Origin of the sequence: Sporosarcina sp. FSL K6-5500, from assembly GCF_038005665.1 — a bacterium.
GTDB classification, from domain to species: Bacteria; Bacillota; Bacilli; order Bacillales_A; family Planococcaceae; genus Sporosarcina; species Sporosarcina psychrophila.
In genome coordinates, this window is record NZ_JBBOTP010000001.1 from 2,118,090 (window position 1) to 2,144,816 (window position 26,727).

General features: G+C 42.4%; 28 protein-coding genes. 22 read left to right on the forward strand and 6 right to left on the reverse strand.

Annotation, left to right across the window (positions count from 1 at the left end):
• Positions 1–107 precede the first annotated feature (107 nt).
• Positions 108–1,028 (forward strand): UDP-N-acetylmuramate dehydrogenase, encoded by a 921-nt coding sequence (gene murB / locus MKX62_RS09965; protein WP_067205193.1) that lies wholly within the window; start codon positions 108–110, stop codon positions 1,026–1,028.
• A 221-nt stretch (positions 1,029–1,249) separates the two neighbouring features.
• On the opposite strand, the gene MKX62_RS09970 is transcribed toward murB, so the two are convergent.
• A complete protein-coding gene (locus MKX62_RS09970) occupies positions 1,250–1,924 on the reverse strand; it encodes a histidine kinase (protein WP_067205195.1) in 675 nt (224 codons plus the stop codon).
• 534 nt (positions 1,925–2,458) lie between these two features.
• On the opposite strand from MKX62_RS09970, the gene MKX62_RS09975 reads away from it, so the two are divergent.
• The 8 genes from MKX62_RS09975 (at position 2,459) to MKX62_RS10010 (ending at position 11,132) form a co-directional block, all read left to right on the forward strand.
• Positions 2,459–4,870 carry a Na+/H+ antiporter subunit A gene (locus MKX62_RS09975; RefSeq protein WP_197485357.1) on the forward strand — a complete coding sequence of 804 codons (2,412 nt, stop codon included), beginning with the start codon at positions 2,459–2,461 and terminating at the stop codon, positions 4,868–4,870.
• Complete coding sequence (locus tag MKX62_RS09980; protein ID WP_067205198.1) at positions 4,860–5,282, forward strand: Na(+)/H(+) antiporter subunit B; 423 nt, start codon at positions 4,860–4,862, stop codon at positions 5,280–5,282. Before MKX62_RS09975 ends, MKX62_RS09980 begins: the two co-directional genes overlap by 11 nt.
• Positions 5,283–5,285: 3 nt before the next feature.
• On the forward strand, positions 5,286–5,624 hold the full coding sequence (locus tag MKX62_RS09985) for a Na(+)/H(+) antiporter subunit C (protein WP_067205202.1): 339 nt from the start codon (positions 5,286–5,288) through the stop codon (positions 5,622–5,624).
• Positions 5,617–7,101: a Na+/H+ antiporter subunit D gene (locus tag MKX62_RS09990; protein ID WP_067205205.1), complete on the forward strand. Its 1,485-nt coding sequence runs from the start codon at positions 5,617–5,619 to the stop codon at positions 7,099–7,101. Before MKX62_RS09985 ends, MKX62_RS09990 begins: the two co-directional genes overlap by 8 nt.
• Positions 7,102–7,147: 46 nt before the next feature.
• A complete protein-coding gene (locus MKX62_RS09995; protein WP_067205208.1) occupies positions 7,148–7,630 on the forward strand; it encodes a Na+/H+ antiporter subunit E in 483 nt (160 codons plus the stop codon).
• Positions 7,630–7,914: a Na(+)/H(+) antiporter subunit F1 gene (locus MKX62_RS10000; RefSeq protein ID WP_067205211.1), complete on the forward strand. Its 285-nt coding sequence runs from the start codon at positions 7,630–7,632 to the stop codon at positions 7,912–7,914. The genes MKX62_RS09995 and MKX62_RS10000 overlap by 1 nt, the downstream gene beginning before the upstream one ends.
• Positions 7,892–8,272, forward strand: coding sequence for a Na+/H+ antiporter subunit G (locus MKX62_RS10005; RefSeq protein ID WP_067205214.1), 381 nt, complete (start codon positions 7,892–7,894; stop codon positions 8,270–8,272). The genes MKX62_RS10000 and MKX62_RS10005 overlap by 23 nt, the downstream gene beginning before the upstream one ends.
• Before the next feature lie 475 nt (positions 8,273–8,747).
• Positions 8,748–11,132 (forward strand): penicillin acylase family protein, encoded by a 2,385-nt coding sequence (locus MKX62_RS10010; protein ID WP_340742571.1) that lies wholly within the window; start codon positions 8,748–8,750, stop codon positions 11,130–11,132.
• Between the two features lie 81 nt (positions 11,133–11,213).
• On the opposite strand, the gene MKX62_RS10015 is transcribed toward MKX62_RS10010, so the two are convergent.
• The gene (locus MKX62_RS10015; RefSeq protein WP_067205217.1) at positions 11,214–11,633 is read right to left on the reverse strand and encodes a universal stress protein; all 420 of its coding nucleotides are present in this window, start codon (positions 11,631–11,633) and stop codon (positions 11,214–11,216) included.
• A 205-nt stretch (positions 11,634–11,838) separates the two neighbouring features.
• On the opposite strand from MKX62_RS10015, the gene MKX62_RS10020 reads away from it, so the two are divergent.
• From MKX62_RS10020 to MKX62_RS10030, 3 genes are read left to right on the forward strand one after another with little or no spacing between them, the layout of a single operon-like run.
• Positions 11,839–12,207 (forward strand): ArsR/SmtB family transcription factor, encoded by a 369-nt coding sequence (locus MKX62_RS10020; protein ID WP_067205220.1) that lies wholly within the window; start codon positions 11,839–11,841, stop codon positions 12,205–12,207.
• Positions 12,194–14,302 carry a heavy metal translocating P-type ATPase gene (locus MKX62_RS10025; RefSeq protein ID WP_340741335.1) on the forward strand — a complete coding sequence of 703 codons (2,109 nt, stop codon included), beginning with the start codon at positions 12,194–12,196 and terminating at the stop codon, positions 14,300–14,302. Before MKX62_RS10020 ends, MKX62_RS10025 begins: the two co-directional genes overlap by 14 nt.
• A 27-nt stretch (positions 14,303–14,329) precedes the next feature.
• Positions 14,330–15,442: a GNAT family N-acetyltransferase gene (locus tag MKX62_RS10030; protein ID WP_067205225.1), complete on the forward strand. Its 1,113-nt coding sequence runs from the start codon at positions 14,330–14,332 to the stop codon at positions 15,440–15,442.
• A 182-nt stretch (positions 15,443–15,624) separates the two neighbouring features.
• On the opposite strand, the gene MKX62_RS10035 is transcribed toward MKX62_RS10030, so the two are convergent.
• A complete protein-coding gene (locus MKX62_RS10035; protein WP_370569949.1) occupies positions 15,625–15,780 on the reverse strand; it encodes a lmo0937 family membrane protein in 156 nt (51 codons plus the stop codon).
• 121 nt (positions 15,781–15,901) lie between these two features.
• Between MKX62_RS10035 and mntR the strand changes: the two genes are divergently transcribed.
• The 5 genes from mntR (at position 15,902) to MKX62_RS10060 (ending at position 19,311) form a co-directional block, all read left to right on the forward strand.
• Entirely contained in the window at positions 15,902–16,327 is a 426-nt protein-coding gene (gene mntR / locus MKX62_RS10040; protein WP_067205228.1) for a transcriptional regulator MntR, read from the forward strand.
• Positions 16,327–17,190, forward strand: a complete 864-nt coding sequence (locus MKX62_RS10045; RefSeq protein ID WP_340741336.1) for a CvfB family protein — start codon at positions 16,327–16,329, stop codon at positions 17,188–17,190. Before mntR ends, MKX62_RS10045 begins: the two co-directional genes overlap by 1 nt.
• A 66-nt stretch (positions 17,191–17,256) precedes the next feature.
• Positions 17,257–18,147: a DUF1002 domain-containing protein gene (locus tag MKX62_RS10050; protein WP_187046540.1), complete on the forward strand. Its 891-nt coding sequence runs from the start codon at positions 17,257–17,259 to the stop codon at positions 18,145–18,147.
• Positions 18,148–18,203: 56 nt separating this feature from the next.
• The gene (locus MKX62_RS10055) at positions 18,204–18,485 is read left to right on the forward strand and encodes a GNAT family N-acetyltransferase (RefSeq protein ID WP_340741337.1); all 282 of its coding nucleotides are present in this window, start codon (positions 18,204–18,206) and stop codon (positions 18,483–18,485) included.
• Between the two features lie 352 nt (positions 18,486–18,837).
• Positions 18,838–19,311, forward strand: coding sequence for a DUF4064 domain-containing protein (locus MKX62_RS10060; RefSeq protein WP_187046541.1), 474 nt, complete (start codon positions 18,838–18,840; stop codon positions 19,309–19,311).
• Between the two features lie 45 nt (positions 19,312–19,356).
• Here the strand turns inward: MKX62_RS10060 and MKX62_RS10065 are convergent, their stop codons facing one another.
• On the reverse strand, positions 19,357–19,857 hold the full coding sequence (locus MKX62_RS10065) for a GNAT family N-acetyltransferase (protein WP_340741338.1): 501 nt from the start codon (positions 19,855–19,857) through the stop codon (positions 19,357–19,359).
• Positions 19,858–19,955: 98 nt separating this feature from the next.
• On the opposite strand from MKX62_RS10065, the gene MKX62_RS10070 reads away from it, so the two are divergent.
• The 4 genes from MKX62_RS10070 (at position 19,956) to MKX62_RS10085 (ending at position 22,534) form a co-directional block, all read left to right on the forward strand.
• A complete protein-coding gene (locus MKX62_RS10070) occupies positions 19,956–20,402 on the forward strand; it encodes a GNAT family N-acetyltransferase (protein WP_340741339.1) in 447 nt (148 codons plus the stop codon).
• An 82-nt stretch (positions 20,403–20,484) separates the two neighbouring features.
• Positions 20,485–20,838, forward strand: a complete 354-nt coding sequence (locus MKX62_RS10075) for a hypothetical protein (protein ID WP_340741340.1) — start codon at positions 20,485–20,487, stop codon at positions 20,836–20,838.
• A 470-nt stretch (positions 20,839–21,308) separates the two neighbouring features.
• Positions 21,309–22,184, forward strand: a complete 876-nt coding sequence (yidC, locus tag MKX62_RS10080) for a membrane protein insertase YidC (protein WP_340741341.1) — start codon at positions 21,309–21,311, stop codon at positions 22,182–22,184.
• Between the two features lie 101 nt (positions 22,185–22,285).
• Positions 22,286–22,534: a hypothetical protein gene (locus MKX62_RS10085; RefSeq protein WP_067205252.1), complete on the forward strand. Its 249-nt coding sequence runs from the start codon at positions 22,286–22,288 to the stop codon at positions 22,532–22,534.
• A gap of 160 nt (positions 22,535–22,694) precedes the next feature.
• On the opposite strand, the gene MKX62_RS10090 is transcribed toward MKX62_RS10085, so the two are convergent.
• On the reverse strand, positions 22,695–23,849 hold the full coding sequence (locus tag MKX62_RS10090) for a 3-phenylpropionate MFS transporter (protein ID WP_340741342.1): 1,155 nt from the start codon (positions 23,847–23,849) through the stop codon (positions 22,695–22,697).
• Positions 23,850–23,964: 115 nt separating this feature from the next.
• On the opposite strand from MKX62_RS10090, the gene MKX62_RS10095 reads away from it, so the two are divergent.
• Complete coding sequence (locus tag MKX62_RS10095) at positions 23,965–24,894, forward strand: M15 family metallopeptidase (RefSeq protein WP_340742572.1); 930 nt, start codon at positions 23,965–23,967, stop codon at positions 24,892–24,894.
• Between the two features lie 201 nt (positions 24,895–25,095).
• On the opposite strand, the gene cls is transcribed toward MKX62_RS10095, so the two are convergent.
• Positions 25,096–26,547, reverse strand: a complete 1,452-nt coding sequence (gene cls, locus MKX62_RS10100) for a cardiolipin synthase (protein WP_067205257.1) — start codon at positions 26,545–26,547, stop codon at positions 25,096–25,098.
• Positions 26,548–26,727 lie beyond the last annotated feature (180 nt).

Consider the following 26,727-nt stretch of genomic DNA (forward strand, 5'->3'; position numbering starts at 1 on the left):
AGGTGAATAGTAAGACCTTTATTCTAATTAGTATTCCTTGTCAAAGTATAAGTTTGCAAGCATACTATTAAAGATGAAAAGCTTTAAATTGAAAGGATTGAATGTTGATGTCGAAACATCAATGGTATGAAGAACTTCAGAAAACAATTACAACAGGTACATTATTAATTGACGAGTCACTATGTAAATACACGATGACAAAACTTGGAGGAGCTGCAGACCTTCTTGTCATACCTGGAACAATAGATGAAACAGAGGCGACAGTACGTTACGCATATAAAAATAATATTCCATTATTATTACTCGGAAACGGGTCGAATATGGTCGTCAGGGATGGCGGTGTAAGAGGAATTGTCCTTCACTTGTCACAACTCAATACGATAAGGATTGAAGGATCACTTGTGCATGCCGAGGCGGGGGCACTAATCATTGACGTTTCAAAACGTGCGGCAGCGACTACACTGTCGGGTATCGAATTTGCCTGTGGAATTCCAGGCTCCATCGGGGGCGCAATGGCGATGAATGCCGGCGCGTATGGTGGGGAGATAAAAGATATAATTGTGCAGGCAACAGTGTTAACGAAAGCTGGAGAGCGGTTAGTTCTTTCAAAAGAACAACTTGAACTCGGTTATAGGAAGAGTATTATATCGCAAGAGGGCTACTACGTTCTCTCGGCAGATTTCCAACTCGCACAAGGAGACCAGGGTGTCATTGATGGGAAGGTAGCAGACTTAACCTTCCAGCGTGAATCAAAGCAACCGCTTGAGTATCCATCGGCCGGAAGTGTGTTCAAACGACCACCGGGCTATTTTGCGGGCAAACTTATTCAAGATTGCGGTCTTCAGGGAAAAGGGCATGGCGGAGCAGAAGTTTCATTGAAGCATGCTGGTTTTATCGTCAATAAAGATAATGCGACCGCATCCGATTACATTCAGACAATTAACATGGTGAAAGCGGAAGTGAAAAAAGTATTCGGCGTTGAACTGGAACTTGAAGTGAAAATCGTCGGCGAAGAAATAACGGAATAACAAAAAGCGGATGACCCATGATTGGGCTATCCGCTTTTTTGTTTTTTTAGGAAACTATATGTTTTTTGACGTAGAGCAGTGTTTAGGCTCCAGGCATCAATCTCAACACAAAGTCGCAAATTTAGACTGTCTTCTTTGAGTTTCAGTCCTTTATTTAAAGGCAGAGATCGCCTTTTTCTCCAGCGCTTGTTGGGGTTAAAAGGCGCCTTGCGCTTTTCTTATCATCTGGCGTTTTTACAAGAGAGCAGTGCAGGGTCGGTTACTTGGTCGTCTGTAATGTGCACTTGGCACATTTTATTGTTACTCATGAATTTGAAGATCCCATTGTTGAAGTCAGTTCCAACTTCTTTGAAGAAAATACCTTCAAAGCGAACTTCTTTTGAAAGCGTGAAGTTGACGCGGAAACCGTTACTGTCTTCGACTAAGTAGGCACGTACGCCTTTTTCGAACATGCCGTCAATCTCGTCTCTGATGGCGCGATCGACAGAAACGACATGGAAGTCAACGAATGTGATTTCTCGTAACAATACGTTCATGAACGAACCTTTAGTAATCTCTTCCCATCTACTCTGAGCAGTTTGCCCAAGAATGATTTGGGTAATGTTATGTGTATGAGCTACTTCCTTAATAACTTTTGCGGAAGTACGTTTTTCATTATCCCGGATTATGAAATCTTCTACTTCAAGTTCTTCAGCGAGTTCTTTCCAACGATCGATATATTCGGATTTTTCCGCGTCAAATTCATCATAAGGAAGCGGGTCCACTGTTAAAATATACATTGGACAATCCATGATCGTTGCAATTTTATGTCCGCGCCTAATGAGACGCTCACCATTTGGACCGTAGTAGACACAAACGAGAATACTCTCGTCCATACGACCTTTTACTTTGCCCATGACGGTAGTCACCTCTTAATTATATTTTGGTTAGTCGAATTCATGTTAGAAGTTTAGTACTGATTGAAAACCAAACAATTATATATGAAAATGAACGATTTGACAAGATGCGAATGCTTCAAAGTGCTAAGAGTATGGTAATAGTGTATAATTTATTGTGTAATCTCTTTGAGCTTCCCCTAATACTATTATCTATAGCTCCCTATTATCCCGCCAGTCACGCTGAAGGTCAAGTTTGCCCAATATAATAATGAGTTTTACAAGTAATACATAATATGGAATGTGTATTTCTGTAGATTTTCAGGTGGTTTATTACAACTGTTTTAAAAGGTAAGAAGGTACAAATTTTTCTACATGGGCCGATGTCTAGACTTCAGACTTCCTTCCATTAGCCTTGGTCTGGCTGAAAAGGCTTAGTACGCCTTTATCTTCAAGATTACCAGTAGGGAGGGTCCGAACTTAATCCCTTCTACTTATCGGGGCTAAACCGCGCCTTGCGCTTTTCTTAATCTGTTTAGTATTGGAGGTTTGCATTTGTTGGCGATAACGATAGCTATTTTTATCCCGTTTTTGGCTGCTCTACTCGTCCCGTTCATTTATAAGAGGGTGCGCAGTCGCAATATCGGGTGGTTTGTCATGTCCGTTCCACTCGTCCTATTCATATATCTTGCCAGTTTCATTCCCGCGATTGCAGGAGGGAAAACATATATACATACGATTAAATGGATTGATTCTGCTGGGATCAATTTTACGACGTATCTAGATGGTCTCAGTATGATTTTTGGCCTTTTAATTACTGGGGTAGGGAGCCTCGTAATTCTCTATTCCATATATTATTTGTCTGAACGCGAAGCATTAGGGCGTTTTTACGTTTATCTTTTGATGTTCATGGGCTCGATGCTTGGAGTAATATTCTCGGACAACTTAATGGTGCTATATGTTTTTTGGGAATTGACGAGTATTTCGTCGTTTCTTTTAATCGCATTTTGGTACCACCGCAAAAAGTCTAGGTATGGTGCACAAAAGTCAATGCTCATCACTGTATCTGGCGGAGTAGGGATGCTTGTTGGTTTTATCATGTTGCATACAATGACTGGGTCGTTCAGTGTGCGCGAAATCATTGCAACAATTGGTCAGTATACAAATGAAAGTTTGTTTTTACCGGCAATGCTACTCGTTTTGCTTGGTGCATTTACGAAGTCAGCCCAGTTTCCATTCCACATCTGGCTACCAGATGCCATGGAAGCGCCGACACCGGTCAGTGCTTATTTACATTCCGCGACAATGGTTAAGGCAGGGATTTACCTTGTCGCACGCTTCACACCTGTATTTGGTGGGGAAGCGGTGTGGTTCTATACAGTTACTGGCGTGGGGATATTTACATTGTTCTGGGGATCCGTCAATGCGGTGCGGCAAACGGATCTGAAGGCATTGCTCGCCTACTCAACAATTAGTCAACTGGGTCTGATCATGAGCCTCTTCGGACTTGGTTCAGCGGCGCTTAACGAAGGCTACAGCGCGGACTCAGTTATTTATACACAGGCGACATTTGCCGCTTTGTTCCATCTTATTAACCATTCAACGTTCAAAGGTGCTCTCTTTATGGTCGTTGGTATTGTCGATCATCAAGTTGGAACGCGAGATATTCGTAGACTTGGCGGACTGATGTCACTCATGCCCGTGACGTTTACAATCGCTGTTATCGGCAGTTTTTCGATGGCAGGATTACCGCCGTTTAACGGTTTCCTTAGTAAGGAAATGTTTTTCGAATCCGTACTGAATGTGCGTAATCTCGACATTTTCGCAATGGGGCCGCTGATGGGAAGCTTATTGCCTGTTGTTGCTTGGATTGCAAGCGTGTTGACATTCGTTTATAGCATGATTATCGTTTTTCAGACATTTCTTGGGAAACATCAACCGGACCGTCTTGATAGAAAAGCATTTGAAGCGCCAGTTGGGATGCTGATTGCTCCGTCGATTCTGGCACTGTTCGTTGTAGGTATTTTCTTCTTCCCGAATGTAGTCGGAAAGTATTTGTTAAAGCCTGCAATGGCTTCGGTTTTACCTCCGTTTGAAGGTGCGGAAGGCCTTGTCCCGCATATAACTGCTTGGCATGGTTTTAATGGAGCTATCATGATGACAATTGGTGTTATCGTAGTGGGCGCATTGCTATACTTCTTCCTTCGTTATTGGCGCGGGGTTTACTCGCTTGCACCTATGCGCTGGAATCTCGATTCTATGTATAACGGCTTGTTGACGCAGGCGGAGAAAGCTTCATCTTTCTTGACTCGGACTTATATGACGGGATACCTTAGGGATTATCTTGCATATATATTTGTTTTTTTCATCCTAACTGTCGGTGGCGGCCTGTTATGGACCGGTGGGTTTTCAATCGATTTTTCTAACGATGCTCCCATTACGGTTAGCGAGTATATCATCATCTTCGTAATGATGGGTGCGAGTATTGCGATCATCTTTGTAAAATCACGTATGACGGCAATCCTGTTAAATGGTGTTCTCGGTTATTCAATTGCTATTCTCTTTGTCGTGTTCCGGGCACCGGATTTGGCTTTGACACAAATTATCGTAGAAACCGTGACGACTGCGTTATTCCTCTTATGTTTCTATTTCTTACCTGAATGGAGCAAGGAGAAATCGACAAGGTCATTAAAAGTTTTCAAAGGCATTATTGCCATTTCGGTAGGAACGGTTGTTACAGTTCTTGCACTCGTCGTACAAGGCAATAAGATGTTCGAGTCGATTTCAGTATACTTTGAAGATGCTTATGAGTTGGCGGGAGGAAAGAATATCGTCAATACGATATTGGGTGACTTCCGGGCATTCGATACGATGCTCGAAGTAGTTGTACTTTTTATCGCCGGTATTGGCGTGTTTACATTGATTAAACTGAAGGCTGGAAAGGGGGACGAGGACGTTGAAGATTAATGATGTCATTTTACAGACAGTAACGAAGATTGTTGTCTTCATCATTTTGACGTTCGGCGTGGAATTGTTCCTTTCCGGTCATAATAATCCGGGAGGTGGATTCATTGGTGGTCTCGTCCTATCTTCCGCATTCGTTCTTCTCTATTTGGTGTTCGATATCGAAACAGTCCATAAGGGCATCCCATTCGATTTCAAGAAGATTGCAGCGTTTGGTGTATTGCTTGCAGTCGGAACGGGGTTAGGGTCAGTTCTATTCGGTGCATCATTCCTTACACAGACGGCTAGTCATTTCAACTTGCCAGTGTTTGGGGAAACGGAATTAGCGACGGTCGTGCTGTTTGAGGCAGGGGTTGCACTGACTGTTGTCGGTGTTGTTGTAACGATTATTTTAAGTATTAGTGAGGATGTGTAGCTGTTGGAAACGTTAATAACGATACTCGTTGGAGTCCTTGTAACGGTCGCTGTCTACTTGCTGCTATCTAAAAGTCTAGTTCGGGTCATTTTAGGGACGGCAATCCTGTCGCATGCTGTGCATTTGCTATTAATGACGATGGGCGGCTTGAAAAAAGGAGCAGTCCCACTATTAGGTGAAAATGCGGAGAGCTACACGGATGCTCTTCCACAGGCACTTATCCTGACTGCAATAGTGATCAGTTTCGCAGTGACTTCCTTTTTACTGGTGCTTGCATATCGAACATACAAAGAGACTGGGTCGGACAATCTCGCTGCATTGAGAGGGTTCAAAGATGAATAATATTATAGTTATGCCAATGATTATACCTTTGTTAACAGGGATTTTACTTGTATTTCTCCGGCCTTATGTGAAAGTTCAACGGGCGTTCAGTCTTGTTTCAATCGTAGCAACCGTAGCGATCAGTGTTTATATTTTGAACATGATTCAGGCGGACGGTATTTTACGGCTCGATTTCGGGGGCTGGTTGCCACCATACGGAATTTCATTTGTCGCAGATTCATTCTCTATGCTACTTGTATTGACGACAGCGATTGTAACAGGAATCCTTCTAATTTATGCGTTCTCGTCGATTGGTCGAGCGCATGAGAATATGTTCTTTTATCCGTTCGTTTTTTTCCTGATTGCGGGCGTTAATGGTTCATTTCTAACGGGTGACTTGTTCAACTTATTCGTCTGTTTTGAAGTTATGCTTCTATCTTCTTATGTGCTCATAACACTTGGAGGCAGGAAAGTTCAACTCGTCGAATCAATTAAATACATAACTATAAATGTACTGTCATCGTGGTTTTTCCTCGTTGGAATCGCGTACTTATATGGTACGGTAGGTACGCTTAATATGGCACATCTATCAGTACGTATTGCAGAAGTCGGGCAAGGGCCGCTGTTGACAGTGATTAGCATTGTCTTCCTCATTGTATTTAGTTTGAAATCTGGACTACTTCTATATTTCTGGTTGCCAGGGTCATACAGTGCACCACCGACAGTAGTTGCGGCTTTGTTCGGTGCTTTGCTTACGAAAGTCGGTATCTATGCAATGTTCCGCGTGTTTACGCTCATTTTTTATCACGAGCCTGGTGTTACACATTTGATGATTGGCATTATGGCGGGAATCACGATGATTGGCGGTAGTATTGGTGCAATCGCCTACAATGATATCCGGAAGATTGTGTCCTATAACGTCGTCATTGCAGTAGGGTTTATACTCGTTGGCCTTGCTGTCTCGACAGAAGTGGCGATTCAAGGGTCTATTTATTATCTTATCCATGACATGATTATTAAAGCTTTGTTATTCCTTATCGCAGGGACGATGATCTACTTAACTGGAACTGCAAGGATTGAAAATATGAGTGGGTTGATTCGCAATTATCCATTACTTGGGTGGCTGTTCTTCATCACAATGCTGTCACTTGCGGGAATTCCGCCGCTTAGCGGGTTCATCGGAAAGGTGTACGTTGGCCAAGGGGCGATTGAGGCGGGTGCGTTCGTCTTGCTTGCAATCGCGTTCCTATCAAGTATTTTCGTTTTGTATTCACTTCTGCGGATTTTCCTAAACTGCTTTTGGGGCGAAACGATTATCAATGAAGATGACGATGTACCGCTTAAAAAAGGGATGCTTATTCCACTCGTCCTGTTTGGTGTACTGACAATTGCGCTGGGAGTTGGAGCAGAGGCACTTGCGCCATACGTTTCAGATGCAGCCCGAACACTGACAAATCCTGATATCTATATAGACGCGGTTTTGAATGACAACCGTTAATCGAAGACAATCCCGTCCAATGACCGAAAAGAAGAGGTGAAGGCTAATGCCAGCCCAGTTACTGTTGAATTTATTTATAGCTCTGCTCTGGATGCTCTTAATCGATGAGGATGAGCTAAAGTTTACGACTTTCTTTGCCGGCTTCCTGGTTGGGATAGGAATCATATTTTTCATGCATAGATTTTTCGGCACGCAATTCTACTTGCGCCGTTTGTATGCGACATTCAAGCTGCTTTTCATCTTCATATCCGAATTGACCAAATCGAGCGTAGTTGTATTGAAACAAATACTTAGCCCAAAGCTGAAAATTAAACCGGGTATTTTTAAATATGAAACAGTCTTAGAGAGTGATTCAGAAGTGACGATGCTGTCGTTGCTTTTGACGCTGACCCCGGGGTCTGTCGTCATGGAAGTATCCCCTGAAGGAAATGTCCTGTTTATTCACGCGATGGACGTCGAACAATCTCGCGATGGACTTTTGATGCAACTGCATAACTTTGAAAGAGCAATCATGGAGGTGACCCGCTGATGATTCAAGCAATGCTGACGACTTCGCTCGTATTATTCTCAATAACGATTGCAATAGCTGTCATACGAATCATTCTCGGCCCTTCGATGCCGGACCGCGTTATCGGGCTCGATATGATTGGTGTAAACTTGATTGCTATGATAGCCGTAATTTCAGTGGTGATGAACACGAAAGCATTTTTAGAAGTCATTCTTATTTTGGGAATTCTATCGTTCATTGGTACAATTGCCTTCTCTAAATTCATCGAGAGGGGTGTTATCGTTGAACGTAAACACGATAGGTGAATTCGTAGGCGCGTTTCTGATTTTAACAGGCGGAGTTGCGAGCGTAATCAGTGTCTTTGGATTGCTTCGGCTGCCTGATGTCTACACGAGATCTCATGCTGCGACGAAAAGTTCGACGCTCGCTGTTTTGCTAACCTTGTCAGGTGCTTTTATTTACTTTTTGTTTAGTCAACATTTCGTAAGTGTACGCCTTCTTTTAGGAATTGTGTTCGTCTTTCTAACTGCACCGGTTGCCGGACATTTGATCGTCCGAGCGGCTTACCGGTCGAATGTGAAGTTAGCGGATATTTCTACTGAGGATGAATTATATGAGGTTTTGCATAAGGATAAAATAGAAGAGGATGGGACCGGCCGTTAGTGGCTGTCCTATCCTTTTTTGTTGAGGGGATTTGGATGGATGATTGGTTGTGCTGTGTTAATGCTCGGTGTCGCGGATATATGATCGGTTGTGTTTCGTTAATGCTCGGTATCGCGGATATATGATTGGTTGTGCTGCGTTAATGCTCGGTGTCGGGGATATATGATCGGTTGTGCTGCGTTAATGCTTGGTATCGCGGATATATGATCGGTTGTGATGCGTTAATGCTCGGTGTCGGGGATATGATTGTTTGTGTTGTGTTAATGCTCGGTGTGAGGGATATATGATTGGTTGTGCTGCGTTAATGCTCGGTATCGCGGATATATGATCGGTTGTGTTTCGTTTATGCTCGGTATCGCGGATATATAATCGGTTGTGTTGAGTTACCACTTTTGCCCTAAGGTTTGTTTGGAGAAAGAAGGAATATAAATGAAATAGTAGAATACCATTAAGGGAGATAGGGAAGGTGCGTGAAATGGTGAAACAGGGGAAACGGATGGGGAAATGGCCAAAAGTTATGTTGTCGGTGTTTGGATCAATTATAGTTTTGGCTATTGTGGTACTACTTATTGTAAATAGTTACATAGCGAAGTCGAAACCGTTTATTGATGGAGAAGTAAGTGTGGAAATTCTAGATGAAGATGTGACAATCGTCCGGGATGAGTTTGGCGTACCGCATATAACGGCGGAATCGGACGCGGATTTGTATAGGACTCAAGGCTATGTGCAAGCCCAAGACCGTTTATTTCAAATGGATATGGCTCGTAGGCAAGCGAGTGGTCGATTATCCGAAGTAGTTGGGGAAGTGGCTGTTGGAACGGATAAGAAGTTCCGTACATTTAGCTTGCGCTCGGCGGCCGAAGCGTCTTATGACGGCTATGGTGAGGAAGGGAAAAAGGTGCTCAGCTGGTATGCGGAAGGAGTCAATGCATTCATTGAGGAGGCGGAGCGAGATGGGAAGTTTCCTTATGAATTCAAGGTCCTGGGCTACACGCCTGAACCATGGACAGAAATCGATTCGCTGACGATAGGTAAGTATATGGCTTATGACCTCGGCGGAAACTGGGATAGTTTAGCTGTCAGGCATTGGGCGTTGAATAATTTCTCGGAAGAATTAGCACGGGAGTTGTTCACCGTTTATCCGGAAAATGCGTCTTCTATTATTGAGGCTAACATTGCGAATCCGGTCGCTGTGGCTGGTCAGTTCGACCCTGGTCTTGTGCCGCCTGAATTCAACGGTAGTAACAACTGGGTCGTGTCGGGGGATAAAACGGCTTCAGGATTACCGCTTCTAGCAGATGATCCGCATCTCGGGCTTGATACGCCGGCGATCTGGTATCAGATGCATTTGCAATCACCTGAACAAAACGTTAGCGGTGTTATTTTTGCAGGGATTCCAGGAATTATTCTTGGGCATAATGACGACGTTGCATGGGGTGTGACGAACGTTGGACCTGACGTACAAGATCTATATATCGAAACTCCAAATCCTGAAGATCGGACACAATTTCTCTATGATGGAGAATGGGAACAGGCTGAGGTAAGAGATGAAACGATTTCTGTAAAAGGCGAGGAGGATGTACCGTTTGAAGTAATGGTTACGCGACATGGCCCGATTATTTCGGACATTCTTTACAAAGATGAAGATCCAAACGCGCTGTTTTCAATGCAATGGACAGCACTGGAACCGACAAAAGAACTCGAAGCGATTATGAAGATGAACAAAGCTTCCAACTGGGAAAGTTTTGAGATGGCTTTGGAAGACTTCCATGCACCAGCACAGAACTTTGTGTTTGCGGCGAATGACGGCACTATTGCTTATAAAGCGAACGGTCGTATTCCTATCAGGAAACAAGGGGATGCGCAATTGCCTGTACCAGGCGACTCTTCCGATTATGGCTGGACGGGCTACATTCCATATGATGAATTACCGCGTGTCGTGAATCCTAAAGAAGGGTTCATTGCCACAGCAAATAATCAAATTGTTGACGATTCATATCCGTATCATATTACAAAACTTTGGGCACAGCCTTATCGCTATGAACGAATAGCGGAAGTGCTTCGCGAAGGAGATAATTTCACGGCGGAAGATATGATGAAATTGCAGATGGATCAGAAGAACTTATACGCTCGTGAGTTCTTGGACGATATGATTGGTTCAATTGAAATGAAAGACGCCGCTGTCGGAAAGTACAAAGAAATTGTAAAAATGCTTCGCGAGTGGGATCAATATGATTCCGCAGATGCGGCGGCACCACTTGTCTTTCATAAATGGATAAAACAATTGCCAATTGGCATGCTCAGTGCAACGATGCCTGAGGACGTTTATGAGCTTCTGCCGGCGAAAGGGACAATTACCGACAAAATGTTGCGCGACGCTTATGCGGGTGAACCAGGGGCCTGGGTGGAAGAGTATGGCGGTGTTGATAAGTGGGTCTTCGATTCATTTGTAAATTCAATCGAAGAGATTGAAGGATTGTTCGGTGATAAAATCGCGGATTGGCAATGGGGAGATTTCCATCAGTTGGAGTTTCCGCACGCTCTATCAGGCGCATCTCCAATCTTTGAATATTTCTTAAATCCGAAGAAACAGGCAATCGGCGGTTCGAATGTTACAGTCCAGGCTGCAGCATTTCAGGCAGATGGTACTGTAAATCACGGTGCACCTTGGCGCTTTGTTGCCGATTTGTCCGATTTATCGAAAGCGAATCATATTGTAGGGCCGGGTCAAAGTGGCCATATAAAATCGCAATGGTTCCACGATCAAGCAGATGACTGGGTGAATGGTAATTACCATGAAACTGTTTTGGATGGGGACATTAAAGAAGGATATACGTTGAAGTTAAAAGCGGAGCGCTAATGCGCCCCGTTTTTAATTTGGTGAAACTTTGGAAACGCGGGTAAACCGATGCATTATCTTATCCACCGCTAAGAGCCTCTGTTATTTAACAATCAAAACCGGTGCTGTCACACGTTTTGCTACTTTATGACTCACACTGCCTAGCACCATTTCCTGAAAAGTATTCAGGCCACGGCTACCGAGAACGACAAGATCGAATTCACCACTATTGGCAAAATTAACGATGATTGGTCCAGGGTCACCGTGTTTGATGACAAGCTTAAAGGGGATTTGAAACTGCTCGAAAGCCTCCTCGATGGGCATGAGTCGCTTCTTGCGATCGATATGGAGATCATCACTGCTAGCATTATCAAGTACATCTGAACGTGTTCGGTCAAACTCAAGGATATAAAGGATTTCAACGGCCACTCCTTGGCATAACGAGGCAAGTTGAGCGGCATGTTTGGCTGCGCGGTGCGAGTTTACTGAGCCGTCGACCGCGACTAGTATTCGGTTATACATCGGAATCCCTACTTTCGTATGTCTGACATGTAAAGTTACATTGTTAGTAAGTATAAGTCTTCTACGCCTATCTGTTAAACCCTTCTTTTGAGTAATAAATCAAGCGGAAATTCACATTCAAAGCACCGTTTGATTAGCCTTGCAATTACAAGAGGAATTACATATACTAAAGTTAATCAAACAACCATTTGAATGAGGTGTAAATATGACGGTAAAAGAAGTTTGTGAAGTGACAACGGTTCATGAAGAAGTTGTGAATCGGGTACAGAAGGCGCTCCCTGATGTGGGTGCGGCTGTTGCGATATTTAAGGCGTTGGCGGATGAAACCAGATTAAAAATTGCTTTTTCGCTGACACTAGAAGAAGAAATGTGTGTATGTGACGTTGCGGCAGTGATTGGTTCTTCCGTTGCGACAGCTTCCCATCACTTACGTTATTTGCGCGAACAAGCACTTGCTAAATCAAGGAGAAAAGGGAAGATGGTTTACTATTCGCTCGCAGACGATCACGTCCACCAACTTGTGAAAGTCGCACACGAGCATACGATAGAGGGTGTTGAGCATGGCAACGGTTGAGAAAAAAGAATATAGGTTGGAGAATCTAACATGTGCCAGTTGTGCGATGAAGTTTGAAAAAAACGTTAAAAACCTGCCTTCTATTGAGGATGTACAAGTGAATTTCGGTGCATCAAAATTAGCATTTAGTGGCAGTGCAACGATTGAAGACCTCGAAGCAGCAGGTGCTTTTGACGGCATTAAAGTTGTCCCACTTCAGAATAAGAAGATTGAGCCGAAAACGTCTTTCTTTAAACGGAAAGAAAATCTCGTTACCCTTTTTTCATTGCTTTTCTTACTAATAGGGATGTATGTGTCATTTCGTTACGCTGAAACACATCCTGCAGCAATTGCCCTATTTGCAATTGCCATTGTAATTGGTGGAACAAGCATATTCAAAACAGGATTGCGAAATTTGGTCCGTTTCGAATTCGATATGAAAACGCTGATGACGATTGCCATTATTGGTGCTGCCATTATTGGGGAATGGCGTGAAGGTGCGGTTGTCGTCTTCCTGTTTGCGGTTAGTGAAGCGTTAGAAGCCTATTCAATGAATAAAGCACGACAGTCCATCCGACAATTGATGGATATTGCACCGCCTTCCGCCCTCGTAAAACGAGGGGAAACGTTTATGGAACTTCCGACAGAAGACATCATCGTCGGCGATATTCTAATCGTAAAACCAGGTCAGAAAATCGCTATGGACGGCGCTGTTCTAACGGGTTCATCTACGGTCAATCAAGCAGCGATTACAGGGGAATCCATCCCTGTCCAAAAAAAATCTGGTGATAATGTATTCGCGGGCACGCTTAATGAAGAGGGTGCACTTGAAGTAACGGTTACAAAGCTTGTCGGCGATACAACAATTGCGAAGATCATCCATCTCGTAGAAGATGCGCAAGCAGAAAAAGCACCATCTCAAAAGTTCGTTGATAAATTCGCGAAATACTACACACCTGCAATCATCGTGATTGCAATTCTTGTGGCCATAATACCACCATTACTCGGTGGCGATTGGAACGCGTGGATCTACCAAGGTCTTGCTGTACTCGTCGTCGGCTGTCCGTGTGCACTTGTTGTCTCTACACCAGTTGCGATTGTCACAGCGATTGGTAACGCGGCGCGTCAAGGCGTGCTGATTAAAGGCGGTATCCACCTCGAAGAAACAGGAAGACTTGACGTTATTGCGTTCGATAAAACCGGAACGTTAACGAAAGGGTATCCGGAAGTAACGGATTTCATCGTAGGTAAAGAAATCGCTCAAGAGCAATTATTAAGTGCAATCGCAGCAGTCGAGTCAATGTCACAGCATCCGCTTGCAAAAGCGGTTGTCGATTACGCGCATCAACATGGTGCGCAGATAGTCGCTGTGTCCAATTTTCAATCGGTTACCGGAAAAGGCGCTTATGCTGAAATTGATGGCATGACGACTTATATTGGCAGCCTAAGCTGGGCACAAGAACTTTCTTCATTGCCAGAAGACATATTACAGCAAGCGGCATCCCTTCAACGACAAGGAAAGTCTGTCATGGCGATTGTCACGGGTACTGATTTTAGCGGACTGCTAGCCGTGGCGGATCCCATACGTGCGGAAAGTCGTGACGTCCTTGAACAACTGAAAAGTATAGGTATCCGTCATACAGTCATGCTGACAGGCGATCACCAAGTAACGGCAGAAGCAATTGCTGCTGAGCTCGGTGTTACGGATGTACGCGCCGGACTAATGCCGGAAGACAAATTAACAGCGATTAAACAATTGAGTGACGAATATGGCCGTGTTGCCATGGTTGGTGATGGCATCAATGACGCGCCTGCCTTAGCTGCAGCTTCAGTTGGTATAGCAATGGGTGGAGCAGGAACGGACGCTGCATTGGAAACAGCAGATATTGCACTAATGGCAGATGATTTAGGGAAATTACCTTATACAATGAAATTAAGCCGAAAAACATTGCGAATCATCAAAGAAAACATTATGTTTGCATTAGGCTTAAAAATTATAGCATTGCTTCTTATCATTCCCGGTTGGCTGACATTATGGATTGCCATCTTCGCGGATATGGGTGCCACGCTACTCGTTGTGCTGAACTCGTTGCGGTTGCTACGCGTTCATAAGTAAGTAGTTTCTATACGGAGGCGAATTCTAATGTATTTACAAGAGTGGACAATGGAAGAGCAGGAGCAACTTATTCATTTCATGACAACTAATACGTGGCCTTACCACGGTAACTCTGATCCGGGACGTCATTTGATTGAAAAAACAATCGAAGAGGGCGGCTATGAGTCGGATGAAGTCAAAACGTTTTGGGTGGAAAATGACGCCGGAGAAAAAGTAGGAATCGTAAAAATTTACGACTTGCAAGATGAAATTCCGTTGTTCGATTTACGTATTGCAGATATGTCGAGGGGATATGGCTACGGCCCGAAGGCTCTTCGACTTGTCGCGGAATATGTATTCGGATTGCCAGGCAAGAAAATTCGTCTCGAAGGTCATACGAGACAAGATAATCTTGCGATGCGAAAAACGTTCGAACGTGCAGGCTTTGTCAAGGAAGCACATCTTCGGAAAGCTTGGTTTTCGCCTAAAGAACATTCCTATTATGATGCAGTGACCTATGGTATTACGCGGGAAGATTTCATGGCGGGAACGACAACGCCTGTGATTTGGGAAGACGGAGAGAAGTCACGAGGTTCTGCGGCATCCCCTCGTATCCCGGATTTCGCGGAGTCATTCGAATCAGAACGGCTTGTCATTCGGGCTCCTGAACTTGGCGATGCAACAGATGCTTGGAATGCGATTAGGGCTTCATTACCTGCGCTTCGCAAGTGGATGCCATGGGCGCAACCGGAACCGGAGCTGCATATGACAGAAGAAAGCTTGCGAAAAGCAGTTGCAAATTTCATCACAAGACAAGACCTGCGCTTCCATGTTTACCATAAAGAAACCGGGAAGTTTGTCGGTTCATCGGGACTACATCGAATCGATTGGTCGATTCCGAAATTCGAGATTGGCTACTGGCTAGCTACAGAATTTGAAGGCCAGGGCTATATGACCGAAGCCGTTAAACATATTGAAAAATTTGCCTTCGAAAAGCTTGGAGCGCGCAGAGTGGAAATTCGTTGTGATGAAGAAAACATGAAAAGTCGTAGCGTCGCAGAACGTGCAGGGTTCACCCTCGAAGGAATTTTGAAACAAGATTCCTTATCACCCGATGGTAATGTTTTACGAAATACATGCATCTATGCGAAAATAGACTAAAGAAAAGCGGAAGCGGCCCGTATAGACGCGACAGGCATAAAACGGACCGGCGACGCGGTGCTCTTTACCCGGGAGGGATGCACTTCAATCCTTCCTAGCTGGTCTGGCTTATGACCCGAGCGTCTGGCCGCTGAAGCTAGACACTAAAAAAGGGATGCCGACTAATGTCGACATCCCTTTCGTTACACGCTTCGTTTTCCGGAAATAAGATTGAAAATAAATGCAATAACCGCGATGACTAGAAGAATGTGAATTAGTCCTCCGCCAATCTTGAATACGAGACCTAACAACCAAAACACGAATAATGCTACAATGAGTAACCATATAATTCGACCCATGTGAATTCCCCCTTTACTGATGTATTCTATCTTTACCCCCGCCAATTAAAAGTTAAACTAGGGACGTTTGAAAAGTAGTGATTGGGAATGAGACTGGGTATACATACTGGAGGCGGTACAGTTGGCAACACCAGGTATGGAAGATTATCTTGAACAGATTTATTTGCATATCGAAGCGAAAGGCGTTGCACGTGTATCGGATGTAGCTGAATCCTTGGCGGTTCTCCCTTCATCCGTTACAAAAATGGCTCAGCGTCTCGACAAGGAAGGCTATATTGTTTATGAACGCTACAAAGGTCTCGAATTGACAGGAAAAGGGTTTTCGTTCGGAAAAAAACTTGTTCGACGTCATGATCTCCTTGAACAGTTTCTTCGCATTATTGGAGTCGATGAAGAAAATATTTATGGGGACGTGGAAGGAATTGAACATCACCTAAGCTGGAATGCGATGGATCGAATAACTGATCTGGTCGAAGCGATGGGACAAGACGAAGAATTTGTTAGAAAATTACGTGTAATGGATCAGGAGAAAGAGGTAGATAAATAATGGAACAACTAAAATCAGGTTATGCGGTGGAGTTAGAAGTGTTGGAGCAAGACGGTTCAAGATGGATATTGGGTGGCGATAGCGAACAAGAACATATTATGTTGAATGCATCTGATGCAGACGAAAACATTCAAGAAGGAGATACAGTAAAAGTTTTCCTTTACATGAATAGACGCGGAGAGCTTTCTGCGACGATGCAGATTCCACACATGACAGCTGAGACATTTGGCTGGGCACGTGTAATACGTGTGGATGACCATGAAGGTGTTTATGTTGATATCGGTTCTTCAATCGAAGTGCTTGTGAATAAAAATGATATGCCTAAAGTGCGGGCTCTATGGCCGAAGGTAGACGATGCGTTGTATATGACGCTTCGAATGGATTTGGGCGGTACTATTTTCGGCCGACTTGCTACAGAAGAACGCGTATTAGAACAAATCATTGAAGCACCTACTTCCGTCTTTAACATGGACTTGAAGGCAAGAGCGTATCGCTTGTTACCAGTTGGTTCGTTTATGCTTAGCATTCCTGAAAATTACCGTATTTTCATCCACAATACAGAACAGGAACGTGAACCTCGTCTCGGCCAAGAAATGACTGTCCGTATTATTGGTGTCCGTGAAGATGGAACAGTGAACGGATCGATGTTGCCTCGTAAAGAGGAGCGTCAGGGAGACGATGCTGAAAAAATCCTTCGTTATTTGAATGAAGCTAAGGGACGTATGCCCTTCACGGATAAATCAACACCTGACGAGATAAAAGAAATGTTCAATATGAGTAAAGCATCATTCAAACGTGCACTTGGTAAACTCATGAAAGAAGGCAGAATTGAACAGAATGATGGATGGACATTGTTGAAATAATACCGAAGTTCGGGAACCTTTATCAACCGGGAATCGTATTAATTCCTAGAAAGAGGGGGAATCAACATGAAACGTCTACTGACAATAATGATGGCGGCTGTACTGGTAATCGGAATCACGGTTCCGGCGACCGTACATGCAGAAGATCCAGTCATCAATGAAAAACTAGGTGTACCAATCGTTGTTTACGGTGCAGATTTATCAGACGCAGAAAAAGAAAGTGTGAAGAATAGTTTGGGCGTTGCACAAGAAGCGGAAGTGGAAGAAATATCCGTTGATGGCAGTGACCTTGTGAAATATATTAAAGATGGCAATGGCAAGGCACGTATGTATTCTTCAGCTAAAATCACGAGGCAGGAAGAAGGCAAAGGGCTTGTCATCACGATTGTTACACAGGATAATATTACACAGGTGACACCAGAAATCTATGCAACGGCAATGTTAACGGCCGGAATCGAAGACGCAATTGTCGAGGTAGCCTCACCGAAAAAAGTGACGGGCCATTCCGCGTTAGTTGGAATATACAAAGCCTATGAAGTGACTGGTGAGAAACTTGATACAGAGCGGACTGATGTCGCAAATGATGAATTGAATCTTGCGACGAAGTTTGCGAAAGAACCCGGTGTCGATAGTGACAAAGTAGCCGAGCTTCTAACGGAAATTAAAAAGCAAATCGCAGAGAAAAATCCGGCGACAAAAGAAGAGGTTGAGAAAATTGTCACAGAGCAAATGAAAAAGCTTAATATTAATTTAAGTGATGCGGATCGGCAATTGCTCATAGACTTAATGGACAGAATTAGAAATTTAGATATCGATTTCAATAAATTATCTGAGCAATTATCGGATATGACATCGAAAATAAAAGAAACACTCGGTGATATTGATCCTGGCTTTTGGGAAAGTGTGAAGGAGTTCTTTGCGAACCTTTTCGAATCCGTTCAGTCTTGGTTTAAGTAATCGGGAAGTAAAATGTTGTATTATGAAGGAGAATTTATTGAAAAGGGGTAGTTTAGATGGAATTCGAATTTGTTGAATTGGGCGGGGATGCATTCGCGTTCCGTTATGAACAAAATGGAGCGATGCTTGCAGAAATTACATGGACAATTCTTGGGGATGTGATGGTGATGGATCATACATTCGTTTCACCTGAACTCCGAGGACAAGGCGTTGCAAAAAAAATACTGGACCGTGCAGCGAGTTATGCGCGTGAACATGAGTTAAAAATGGAGCCTGTCTGCTCGTATGTTGTAACAGCTTTTGAACGCTACAAAGATTATGATGATGTAAAAGTGTGAAAAATAATAAAAGGCAATCCATTTAGTTATAAAACTAAGGATTGCCTTTTATATTTCACGCGGTAAAGTTCGATTCATTCAAATCCCTCACAATAAAGTAATTAAGTACACTATACTAGTTAATACAGTAGCGCCGGCGACAGTATACATCATGTCGGCTTGACTGAAAATCAGTTTCTTCTCCATTTGTATCGTCCCCTTTCCTAATTTGGGCTATGATGCCTGCATATATACAGAATACCCGTTCACTATTTAATGAAACATCTTTGTCATGTTATTGTTTGAAAAAGTGAAACCTATCCTTCAGTTGAACGTATAATCATATATAGAGATTAAGAGAGAGGTGTATATCATGAGCCGTACAGTAGAAAGAGTATTATCGATAATAAGTGTCATATTTACGGCAGTAGGTGTTATTCTAAGTTTCGCCTCACTGGCTTTATTTAACTATGTGAAGTCGGAGCCGATGTTCCGTGTAGAATTCGATTCGGAGATGATGGCATATGATCCGACGCTAACACCAATGGAACTAGAGTCAATTTATTCGGTCTTTTCCCTAGTAGGTGGGTTTATGTGGTTAATCATTATCAGCTTAATCATTAGTTTTATCTTGACGATAATTGGGATTGTGAGCATTTGGAAGAACAAAAATCCTAAGCTTGCTGGGATTATGTTCATTATCGCCGGTTTGACTGCTGGGATTATTTCATTGACTTCAATTCTTCTGTACATTGCTGGAATCCTTTGTTTTACCAAGAAACCACCACTAACACAGGAGTCGCAGTTCGTGGATGATAAGTATGATGGAACAATGAGACCTTTATAATAATGTAAAAAAAACACTTTCCTCCAATTGGGGGAAAGTGTTTTTTTAGTGTAAGGCAAGTGCTGGGGAATGAATACAAAATACATATTGGGCTGTTACTACAGGGTAGCCCTCGAAATATTCTTCAAAGACATCAAGTAACTCAAAGCCTTGTTTCTCATAAAAGGCTCGTCCAACCGTATTGCGTTCGTCTACATAAACAAATAATTTCTGTGCGTCTGAAAGTAACGACAGAGAGTATTCAACTAACTTTTTACCATAGCCCATTTTCTGATGCGATGGTAAAATATACATAGCAGTCAATTCAGAATCGCCATCTTCATCTTTTTTCGTGAAACTGGAAAAACCGATAGGAATACCTTCACATTCGGCTACTAGCACATACGTTTTCTCCATGCGCTTCAGTAGCATCGCTTCTGAGTAGGAGCGATTGATAAATTTCTTTTGGATTTCTGCTGGAATAATATCTTTATAGGTTTCGTTCCAAGTCTTAAAAACAATCTGTTGAACGTGCATACTATCCATGGCAGTCATTAGTCGGATCATTGCACTGTCACCTCTGCATTTCTTTTTGTAATCATAACAAATAACTTGGATGAAAACTACCAATGTAATGAAAATGATATATATGGGAGAGATGCTGGATGAAGTGGACTTATAACGAATTTGGGGAATTAAGCGGTCATGAAGTATATGAAATGTTGAAGTTACGTGTTGATGTATTCATCGTGGAGCAAAATTGTGCGTATCATGAAGTTGATGGTCATGATTACGATGCGATTCATATATTCTGTTGCGATGAGGAAGGACTGGCCGCCTATGCACGGCTTCTTCCGGCTAGTGTGAAGTATATGGAGCCATCCATTGGTCGGGTCATCATCAGAGAGGACAAAAGGGGCACAGGGCTTGCACATATTCTTATGGAACGAAGCGTTGACTTTACAAAGAAACATTGGAAACCTGAAAAGATTCGATTGCAGGCTCAGCAACATCTTGTTGGATTTTATGAGAAGCATGGATTTAATGCGATTTCGGAGCCTTATGAAGATGGTGGAATTCCGCATGTGGATATGATTTTATTAAACGTATGAAAATGAAAGTTTCTAAACTGGCAGATGAGGGTATACTCTCTATACAATACTTTTTTCATTAAATCTGGGAGGAATGATTTGAATGGGTCGTAAACGAAATAATAATTTATTACTTGCAACGATGGCGGCGGGGGCTTATGCCTACTTCAGTAAAAAAGAAAATAGGGATAAGGCACAAGTGGCTTTTAGTAATATGAAAACAAAAGTTGATTCATTCATCGAATCACAAAAGTTGAATAGATCTTCCGAAACTAAAGTCGGACATTCGGATCCATATGATCTTCAAGATAACAAAATGGTAAGTGAAGGTGCTCAAACGAGTGTCCACTATTATAACCAAGAAATTGAAGATGATGTGAAGATGACCCCTGAAACAGATGGACTCTACCATAAAAAAGAACAAAACGAATCAGGCGCGGAACAATCCATCAAATAAAAATGTAGTACGATACCAAAAACACTTCCTACATGGAAGTGTTTTTTTATTAAATTATGTTAGGGATTCTTGCATTTGGGTATTGAGGGAAGAATGAAATATATATACGACAGGCAACAACCCAGAAGCTCCTCCAGGATTCTACTCGTGAAGACGGAACAGAATGAAATTTATGAAGTACATACGAAAATTTTGTGCTCTGGAAGAATCTCAATACTACCTATGTTTTCCTGAAAATAAAATTCCTGATATATCTGAGCGATTCTATTTTGTAATCAAAGTTATTTCACACGCATAGATAAAAAATAAACCGGTCAAACACCTAGGCAATTCCGAAGAGGTCTGGCAGGAGATTATTTTCGTTACTCCATTACTGGGGAAGAAAAAATTTTCCGAACGGTCAATCGTTGTAATTTGAGGACTAGGTAAGGTATACTTTTTAATAGTTTGAAATAGTGAAGGTGAATCTAATGAAGAAGAAAATTGGATTAGTTACGATGTTAATGACCACTGCCGTTTTTCTAAGCGGTTGTGCAGGCATCGAGAACAAAGAAGGTACATTTTATAATCTTTTCGTTAAGCCGATGGATTGGTTACTGCATTTTTTCAGTGATTTCTTCAATGGGAATTACGGCCTGTCGATTATACTCATTACGGTATTAATCCGGTTGGTCCTAATGCCGCTTATGCTGAAAAACTATAAGTCGCAACAGAATATGAAAGTTAAAATGGATGCGCTCCGCCCTGAGATGGAAGACATTCAAAAGCGTTTGAAAGAAGCAAAAGAAAAAGAACAAAAAGATGAGCAAGTGAAGCTTCAGCAAGAAATGATGGGACTTTATTCGAAGCATGGTGTCAATCCACTTAATATGGGTTGTCTTCCGTTAGTCATCCAGATGCCAATCATCATGGGTCTCTACTTTGCTATCCTCAATTCTACTGAAGTACAAACACATGAGTTTCTTTGGTTTAATCTCGGAGAGCCGGATATGATTATGATGGTTCTTGCTGGTGCAGTTTACTTCGTCCAAGCACGTGTATCACTATGGACAATGCCGGAGCAGCAGAAGAAACAGATGAAAGCATTTATTTACTTATCGCCAGTTATGATTATGTTCATTTCATTCAAGGCGATGGCAGCACTACCCCTTTACTGGGCAGTTGGGGGACTTCTCCTTATCTTCCAAACGTACTTAGGCCGCAAGTTCTATTACAAGCATCCTGAACTGGTTGTAGAAGATGCTGAAGAGGTTATAAATGCTGAAGAAGTAAAAGAAGTAAAAGAAGTAAAAGAAGTAAAAGAAGTAAAAGAAGTAAAAAAGATAGACACTAAAGACGATAAATGAAAGTAGGCTGGAGAGAAATCTTCGGCCTTTTTTCTGGTCAGATTACAGGAATCAGATAATGGTCAACATATGTAGATTACAAGGCATAGGAGGTTATCGATGTGCAGACTAAATGGTTATTTGGAATCGGGATTGTAGCAGCCGCATTAGCTTCGGTCTATTTCATCATCAAGCTCGACTTGAACAACGCTGTTTTGTCGATGGTGGCTCTGTTTTCATTGACAAATGGGGCTCGGGCGAAATCATTTCGTGAGCAGGGTATGGTACGCGAGTCGAAATGGATGTTATGGATGTCTATTTTTTTCGGAGGCGCTTTTGTAGTGTTGCTCATATTTAATATTGTTAGGTAAGTTGAACATATGATTAACTATATATGTTGAATGAGTGATTCTATATAATCTCCAGCGAAGGCGTCCCCTAGCGTTGTTGGTAGGATTCTTTATTTCAACACATATAGGTAAAGAAAAGACGCTTACCGGGAACTGAAATTTCCGGTAAGCGTCTATTCTATTAATAGGCATATTTCTTTCTAGTCATCAGCACGATGATGATAGCCGGAATAGAACAAATAATCATACCGAGAAATGCGAGCCGTGGCGAAACGTCATATAAGTAACCACCTAAAAATGTCAGGATTGCGGTGCTCAGGCTCATCGCGAATGCTGCATACATTCCTTGTGCTGTAGCAAGTTGATCATGGGGCAGTTTTTGAGAAATGAATTTTATGAACGCAAAATGGGCTACACCAAACGACAAGGCATGGAGTATTTGAGTACCGATGAAAACAGATATGTATGGAAATAAAGCAATTAGTACCCATCTTACCGTGGATCCGATCCCTGCTATGAGAAACATCGTGGAGACTTTAAGGTTTGCAAGCAATCGATCAGCACGTGTAAAAAACAATATTTCAAATAACACTGCTATATTCAAGATAATCCCGATATAAAGACCATTAACACCAAGATTATCTAGGAAGATGAATCCGAAGTTATAATAGGACGCATGCGCCCCTTGTAAAAGGATGGCGAGTAGCAAGACGATTGCAAATTCTTTGGACGTCAAGAGCGATTTGAAATTGATGGCTTGTTTAGTAGTGTCGTCATGAACTGGATTTAATCGCAAAGCTTCTGGTGCTGGTCGCATGAAAAATAATGTTAAGATAGTTAACCCAACAATCATTATGTAAAGGATTGCTTGCTCAGTCCAAATAGCTGTAGCTGCTCCGATTAATAACAAAGCAATAGTGTAGCCAATTGATCCGAACGATCGGCTCTTTCCGTAATGAATTCCTTCTATCTGCATTAAAATAGACGCGCCGCTTTCGACGGCAGGCAATATCATCGGATAGATTGCACTGAATAGAACGGTAATAATAAGAAGTACGATGAAAGGTGAGTCTGGTAAATAGAGGAGCGTTAAAATAAGTGCTGTAAGTGAAATCCATTTCATCACGCGGATCATGGACATTTTTCGTGTCAGATACGGGAAGATAAGGAATGTGGATAACGATCGTGCAATCATTCCAGCACCCATAATAAAACTTGCTGCTGTTACGGATAAACCTTTTTCAATTGTTAGCCAGCCAGTCCAATAGGGAAGAAATACGCCCCAAGTAAAGAAAAAAGCGAAAAAACTCATCGAAAGCCATCTTTGGTTCTTCATCCTATCGCTCCCTTGCAAACTATTCAATAATCGTGAAATTAAATGATAGCATACGCAGACCACAAAGAAAAATGATGGTAGACTATACATATATATTGAGAAGGTAGGCTTATTGATGAAACGAAAAAACAACTATACCAATAAGAAAAAAAAGGGTAAAGCTTTAACAATCACTTTAATTATTTCCGGCTTCATTATGACAGGACTCCTAATTGGACTTGGAATGAATGACTGGGATGTAGAAAAAAGTATTAAAAAAGGGCAAGAAGTCTTTGGTATGTCTGTTGCAAATGGAGATGAGGACGCAGCCCACGAAACAGAACCAACCGAACTCCCTGACCTTGTAGAGCAACCAGATGCTGAAGAAACGAAAGAAGAGGACGAACCGGGGAAAGTGCAGGAGGTTACGCCTGAATCTCCATCCAAACCAACAAAAAACAACGGTGCAGGATCTGGTACTGAAGTAAAGCCGAATCCAGCGATTGACAACGGAGGATATATCGAAGGTCAGACGCTTCCTAAAGAACCGAAGTTTGTAAAAGGGATTTTACTCGCCAATAAAAAGTATCCGCTTCCGGCAACATACGCACCTGGAGAAGACAAAAAAGCGCGTGGGGCATTTGAAAGAATGGCGGCAGAAGCGAAACTTACTGGTTTTAATCTCAATGCATTCAGCACCTATCGCTCATTTGAATACCAGACGACACTTTACGAGAGATATGTTGCTCGTGATGGTGAGAAAGCGGCCGATACCTACAGTGCACGCCCGGGTTATTCTGAACATCAAACAGGGCTGGCATTCGATATTGGTGAAGTGAATTTCGAACAGCACTTTGCTTCATCATCATTTGGGGAAACAGAAGCAGGAAAATGGGTGGCAGCAAACGCTCACCGATTCGGCTTCGTTATGCGCTATCCAGTGGGGAAAGAACAGATTACAGGATATATGCATGAATCTTGGCATTTCCGTTATGTTGGTCTTGAAATTGCGGACGAAATTTTCAAGAAAAATCTTACGTTAGAAGAATATTTAGGGGTCCAATAAACACATAAGTGACTCATATTTTCATAGAACAAAAGGGACGTACCGTTTTAGCGGTGCGTCCCTTTTGTTCTATGAAAAGAAAGTATTTAGGTCGGTATTTAGACTCCAGACATCTTGCGATTTTCTTAGTGTCTAGCTTCAGGCGCCAGCCGCTCGACTTATGCCTGTCGCGTCTAGCGGGCGTATTAAGCTTTTCTTATATCATAAAATTGGTGAAAGTAGTCTTGAAACTGATTCTTTTAATTTAATGAGACGAGAACGTTCCAAATACATTTCATAGGTTAATTCAGTCGATAATTGCATATCCTGTTCGAAAAGCTCAGCTAATTCATGTGATTTTTCACGATCATAAATGAAGGCGTTGACTTCAAAATTCAATTTGAAGCTGCGGACATCGATATTGGCAGTTCCGACGGTTGAAAGCTCATCATCAACGACGATTTGCTTGGTATGCAGGAAGCCATTTTCATAAATATAAACTTTTGCTCCTGCTTTTAATAATTTACCAACATTTGAATAGGTTGCCCAGTATACAAACATGTGGTCAGGCTTGTTCGGAATCATTATCCGCACATCGATTCCAGAGAGACATGCAATGCGTAGCGCGTCCAAGAAGCTGATATCTGGGATGAAATAAGGCGTTTGAATATAAATATATTTCTTCGCGATGAAAATCATTTTCAAATAACCGTCTTTAATCTGCTCCCATTCTGAGTCGGGTCCACTCGACACAATCTGCATCCCGACGGAACCTTTACGAGGGATAGCAGGGAAGAAGTGTTCTGCATATTCGATATCATTTTTTTCAGATGCTTGGTTCCAGTCCAATATAAACCTCGTCTGAAGCGGGTGTACCGCACTTCCTTCAATCCGCAGATGTGTATCGCGCCAATAACCAAACTTCTTGTTCAGCCCCAAGTACTCATCGCCTACGTTGAATCCACCAACATAACCAATTCGCCCGTCGATAACAACGATTTTACGATGGTTCCTGAAATTCATTCGAGGATTGATAAGCGGCATAGTAGCTGGGAAAAACGCTTCAACATCTCCTCCGTTATCAATCAGTTCCTTCAAGTGTCTCTTGCGAAGCCCTCGTGAACCGATATCATCGAAGAGTACACGCACTTTTACGCCTTGCTTCGCTTTTCGTATTAAAACGTTTAGTATCCTAGTCCCCAGGGTATCCAATTTGAAAATGTAAGTTTGAAAATGAATATGATCCTTTGCTTGCTCGAGGTCATGGATAAGTGCATCAAATTTAGCTGCGCCATCGTTGAAAACCTGAACGTCATTGTCTTGCGTCAAGACAGCGTGGTTATTTCTAAGATGAAGGTAAATCATATCCTTGTAGTGAGCTGTATCATCTAGCCTAAATTCGAGGGTATCTTCTTCTATTGCTTCAATTTGATAATCAATCAATTGATCGATACCAATTTTACTCCGTCCTTCCCACCGGAAAAGGTGTTTTTCCCTCAGTTGCCTGCCGAGTAAAAGGTAAATAAAGAAACCGAAAAATGGAATGAAAAATATGACGAGGAGCCATGCCCAAGTTGAGGTTGGGTCTCTTCTTTCTAGAAAGATAAGGGCAATCGCAAGAAATATATTCAAAATAAAAACTGCTGTAACCGAGATGCTGATTAGTTGAGTCATAAGCGGCCTCCTTTACATATAATGCTTATCTTACTAGTATAACGGAAGACTTAGAAAAAAGAAGTAACAGTGGAAGTTAAGATAAAACCTACTTGACTGATAGACATTAATGGTTTAAAGTGTGCTTTATGCTACACGCTATCTAAAACTTAGGAGGAAGAAAAGTGAATACATTATTAC

What these genes read in the sequence shown, in the direction of transcription:
- murB (WP_067205193.1), top strand. Translation starts at nt 108, where the DNA reads ATGTCGAAACATCAATGGTATGAAGAACTTCAGAAAACAATTACAACA.
- MKX62_RS10050 (WP_187046540.1), top strand. Translation starts at nt 17,257, where the DNA reads ATGAAACGTCTACTGACAATAATGATGGCGGCTGTACTGGTAATCGGA.
- MKX62_RS10055 (WP_340741337.1), top strand. Translation starts at nt 18,204, where the DNA reads ATGGAATTCGAATTTGTTGAATTGGGCGGGGATGCATTCGCGTTCCGT.
- MKX62_RS10090 (WP_340741342.1), bottom strand. Translation starts at nt 23,849, where the DNA reads ATGAAGAACCAAAGATGGCTTTCGATGAGTTTTTTCGCTTTTTTCTTT.
- MKX62_RS10065 (WP_340741338.1), bottom strand. Translation starts at nt 19,857, where the DNA reads ATGATCCGACTAATGACTGCCATGGATAGTATGCACGTTCAACAGATT.
- MKX62_RS10020 (WP_067205220.1), top strand. Translation starts at nt 11,839, where the DNA reads ATGACGGTAAAAGAAGTTTGTGAAGTGACAACGGTTCATGAAGAAGTT.
- MKX62_RS10045 (WP_340741336.1), top strand. Translation starts at nt 16,327, where the DNA reads ATGGAACAACTAAAATCAGGTTATGCGGTGGAGTTAGAAGTGTTGGAG.
- MKX62_RS10075 (WP_340741340.1), top strand. Translation starts at nt 20,485, where the DNA reads ATGGGTCGTAAACGAAATAATAATTTATTACTTGCAACGATGGCGGCG.
- MKX62_RS10000 (WP_067205211.1), top strand. Translation starts at nt 7,630, where the DNA reads ATGATTCAAGCAATGCTGACGACTTCGCTCGTATTATTCTCAATAACG.
- cls (WP_067205257.1), bottom strand. Translation starts at nt 26,547, where the DNA reads ATGACTCAACTAATCAGCATCTCGGTTACAGCAGTTTTTATTTTGAAT.
- yidC (WP_340741341.1), top strand. Translation starts at nt 21,309, where the DNA reads ATGAAGAAGAAAATTGGATTAGTTACGATGTTAATGACCACTGCCGTT.
- MKX62_RS10035 (WP_370569949.1), bottom strand. Translation starts at nt 15,780, where the DNA reads ATGGGTCGAATTATATGGTTACTCATTGTAGCATTATTCGTGTTTTGG.
- MKX62_RS09970 (WP_067205195.1), bottom strand. Translation starts at nt 1,924, where the DNA reads ATGGGCAAAGTAAAAGGTCGTATGGACGAGAGTATTCTCGTTTGTGTC.
- MKX62_RS10060 (WP_187046541.1), top strand. Translation starts at nt 18,838, where the DNA reads ATGAGCCGTACAGTAGAAAGAGTATTATCGATAATAAGTGTCATATTT.
- MKX62_RS10025 (WP_340741335.1), top strand. Translation starts at nt 12,194, where the DNA reads ATGGCAACGGTTGAGAAAAAAGAATATAGGTTGGAGAATCTAACATGT.
- MKX62_RS10095 (WP_340742572.1), top strand. Translation starts at nt 23,965, where the DNA reads ATGAAACGAAAAAACAACTATACCAATAAGAAAAAAAAGGGTAAAGCT.
- MKX62_RS10070 (WP_340741339.1), top strand. Translation starts at nt 19,956, where the DNA reads ATGAAGTGGACTTATAACGAATTTGGGGAATTAAGCGGTCATGAAGTA.
- MKX62_RS10030 (WP_067205225.1), top strand. Translation starts at nt 14,330, where the DNA reads ATGTATTTACAAGAGTGGACAATGGAAGAGCAGGAGCAACTTATTCAT.
- MKX62_RS09995 (WP_067205208.1), top strand. Translation starts at nt 7,148, where the DNA reads ATGCCAGCCCAGTTACTGTTGAATTTATTTATAGCTCTGCTCTGGATG.
- MKX62_RS09990 (WP_067205205.1), top strand. Translation starts at nt 5,617, where the DNA reads ATGAATAATATTATAGTTATGCCAATGATTATACCTTTGTTAACAGGG.
- MKX62_RS10010 (WP_340742571.1), top strand. Translation starts at nt 8,748, where the DNA reads ATGGTGAAACAGGGGAAACGGATGGGGAAATGGCCAAAAGTTATGTTG.
- MKX62_RS10015 (WP_067205217.1), bottom strand. Translation starts at nt 11,633, where the DNA reads ATGTATAACCGAATACTAGTCGCGGTCGACGGCTCAGTAAACTCGCAC.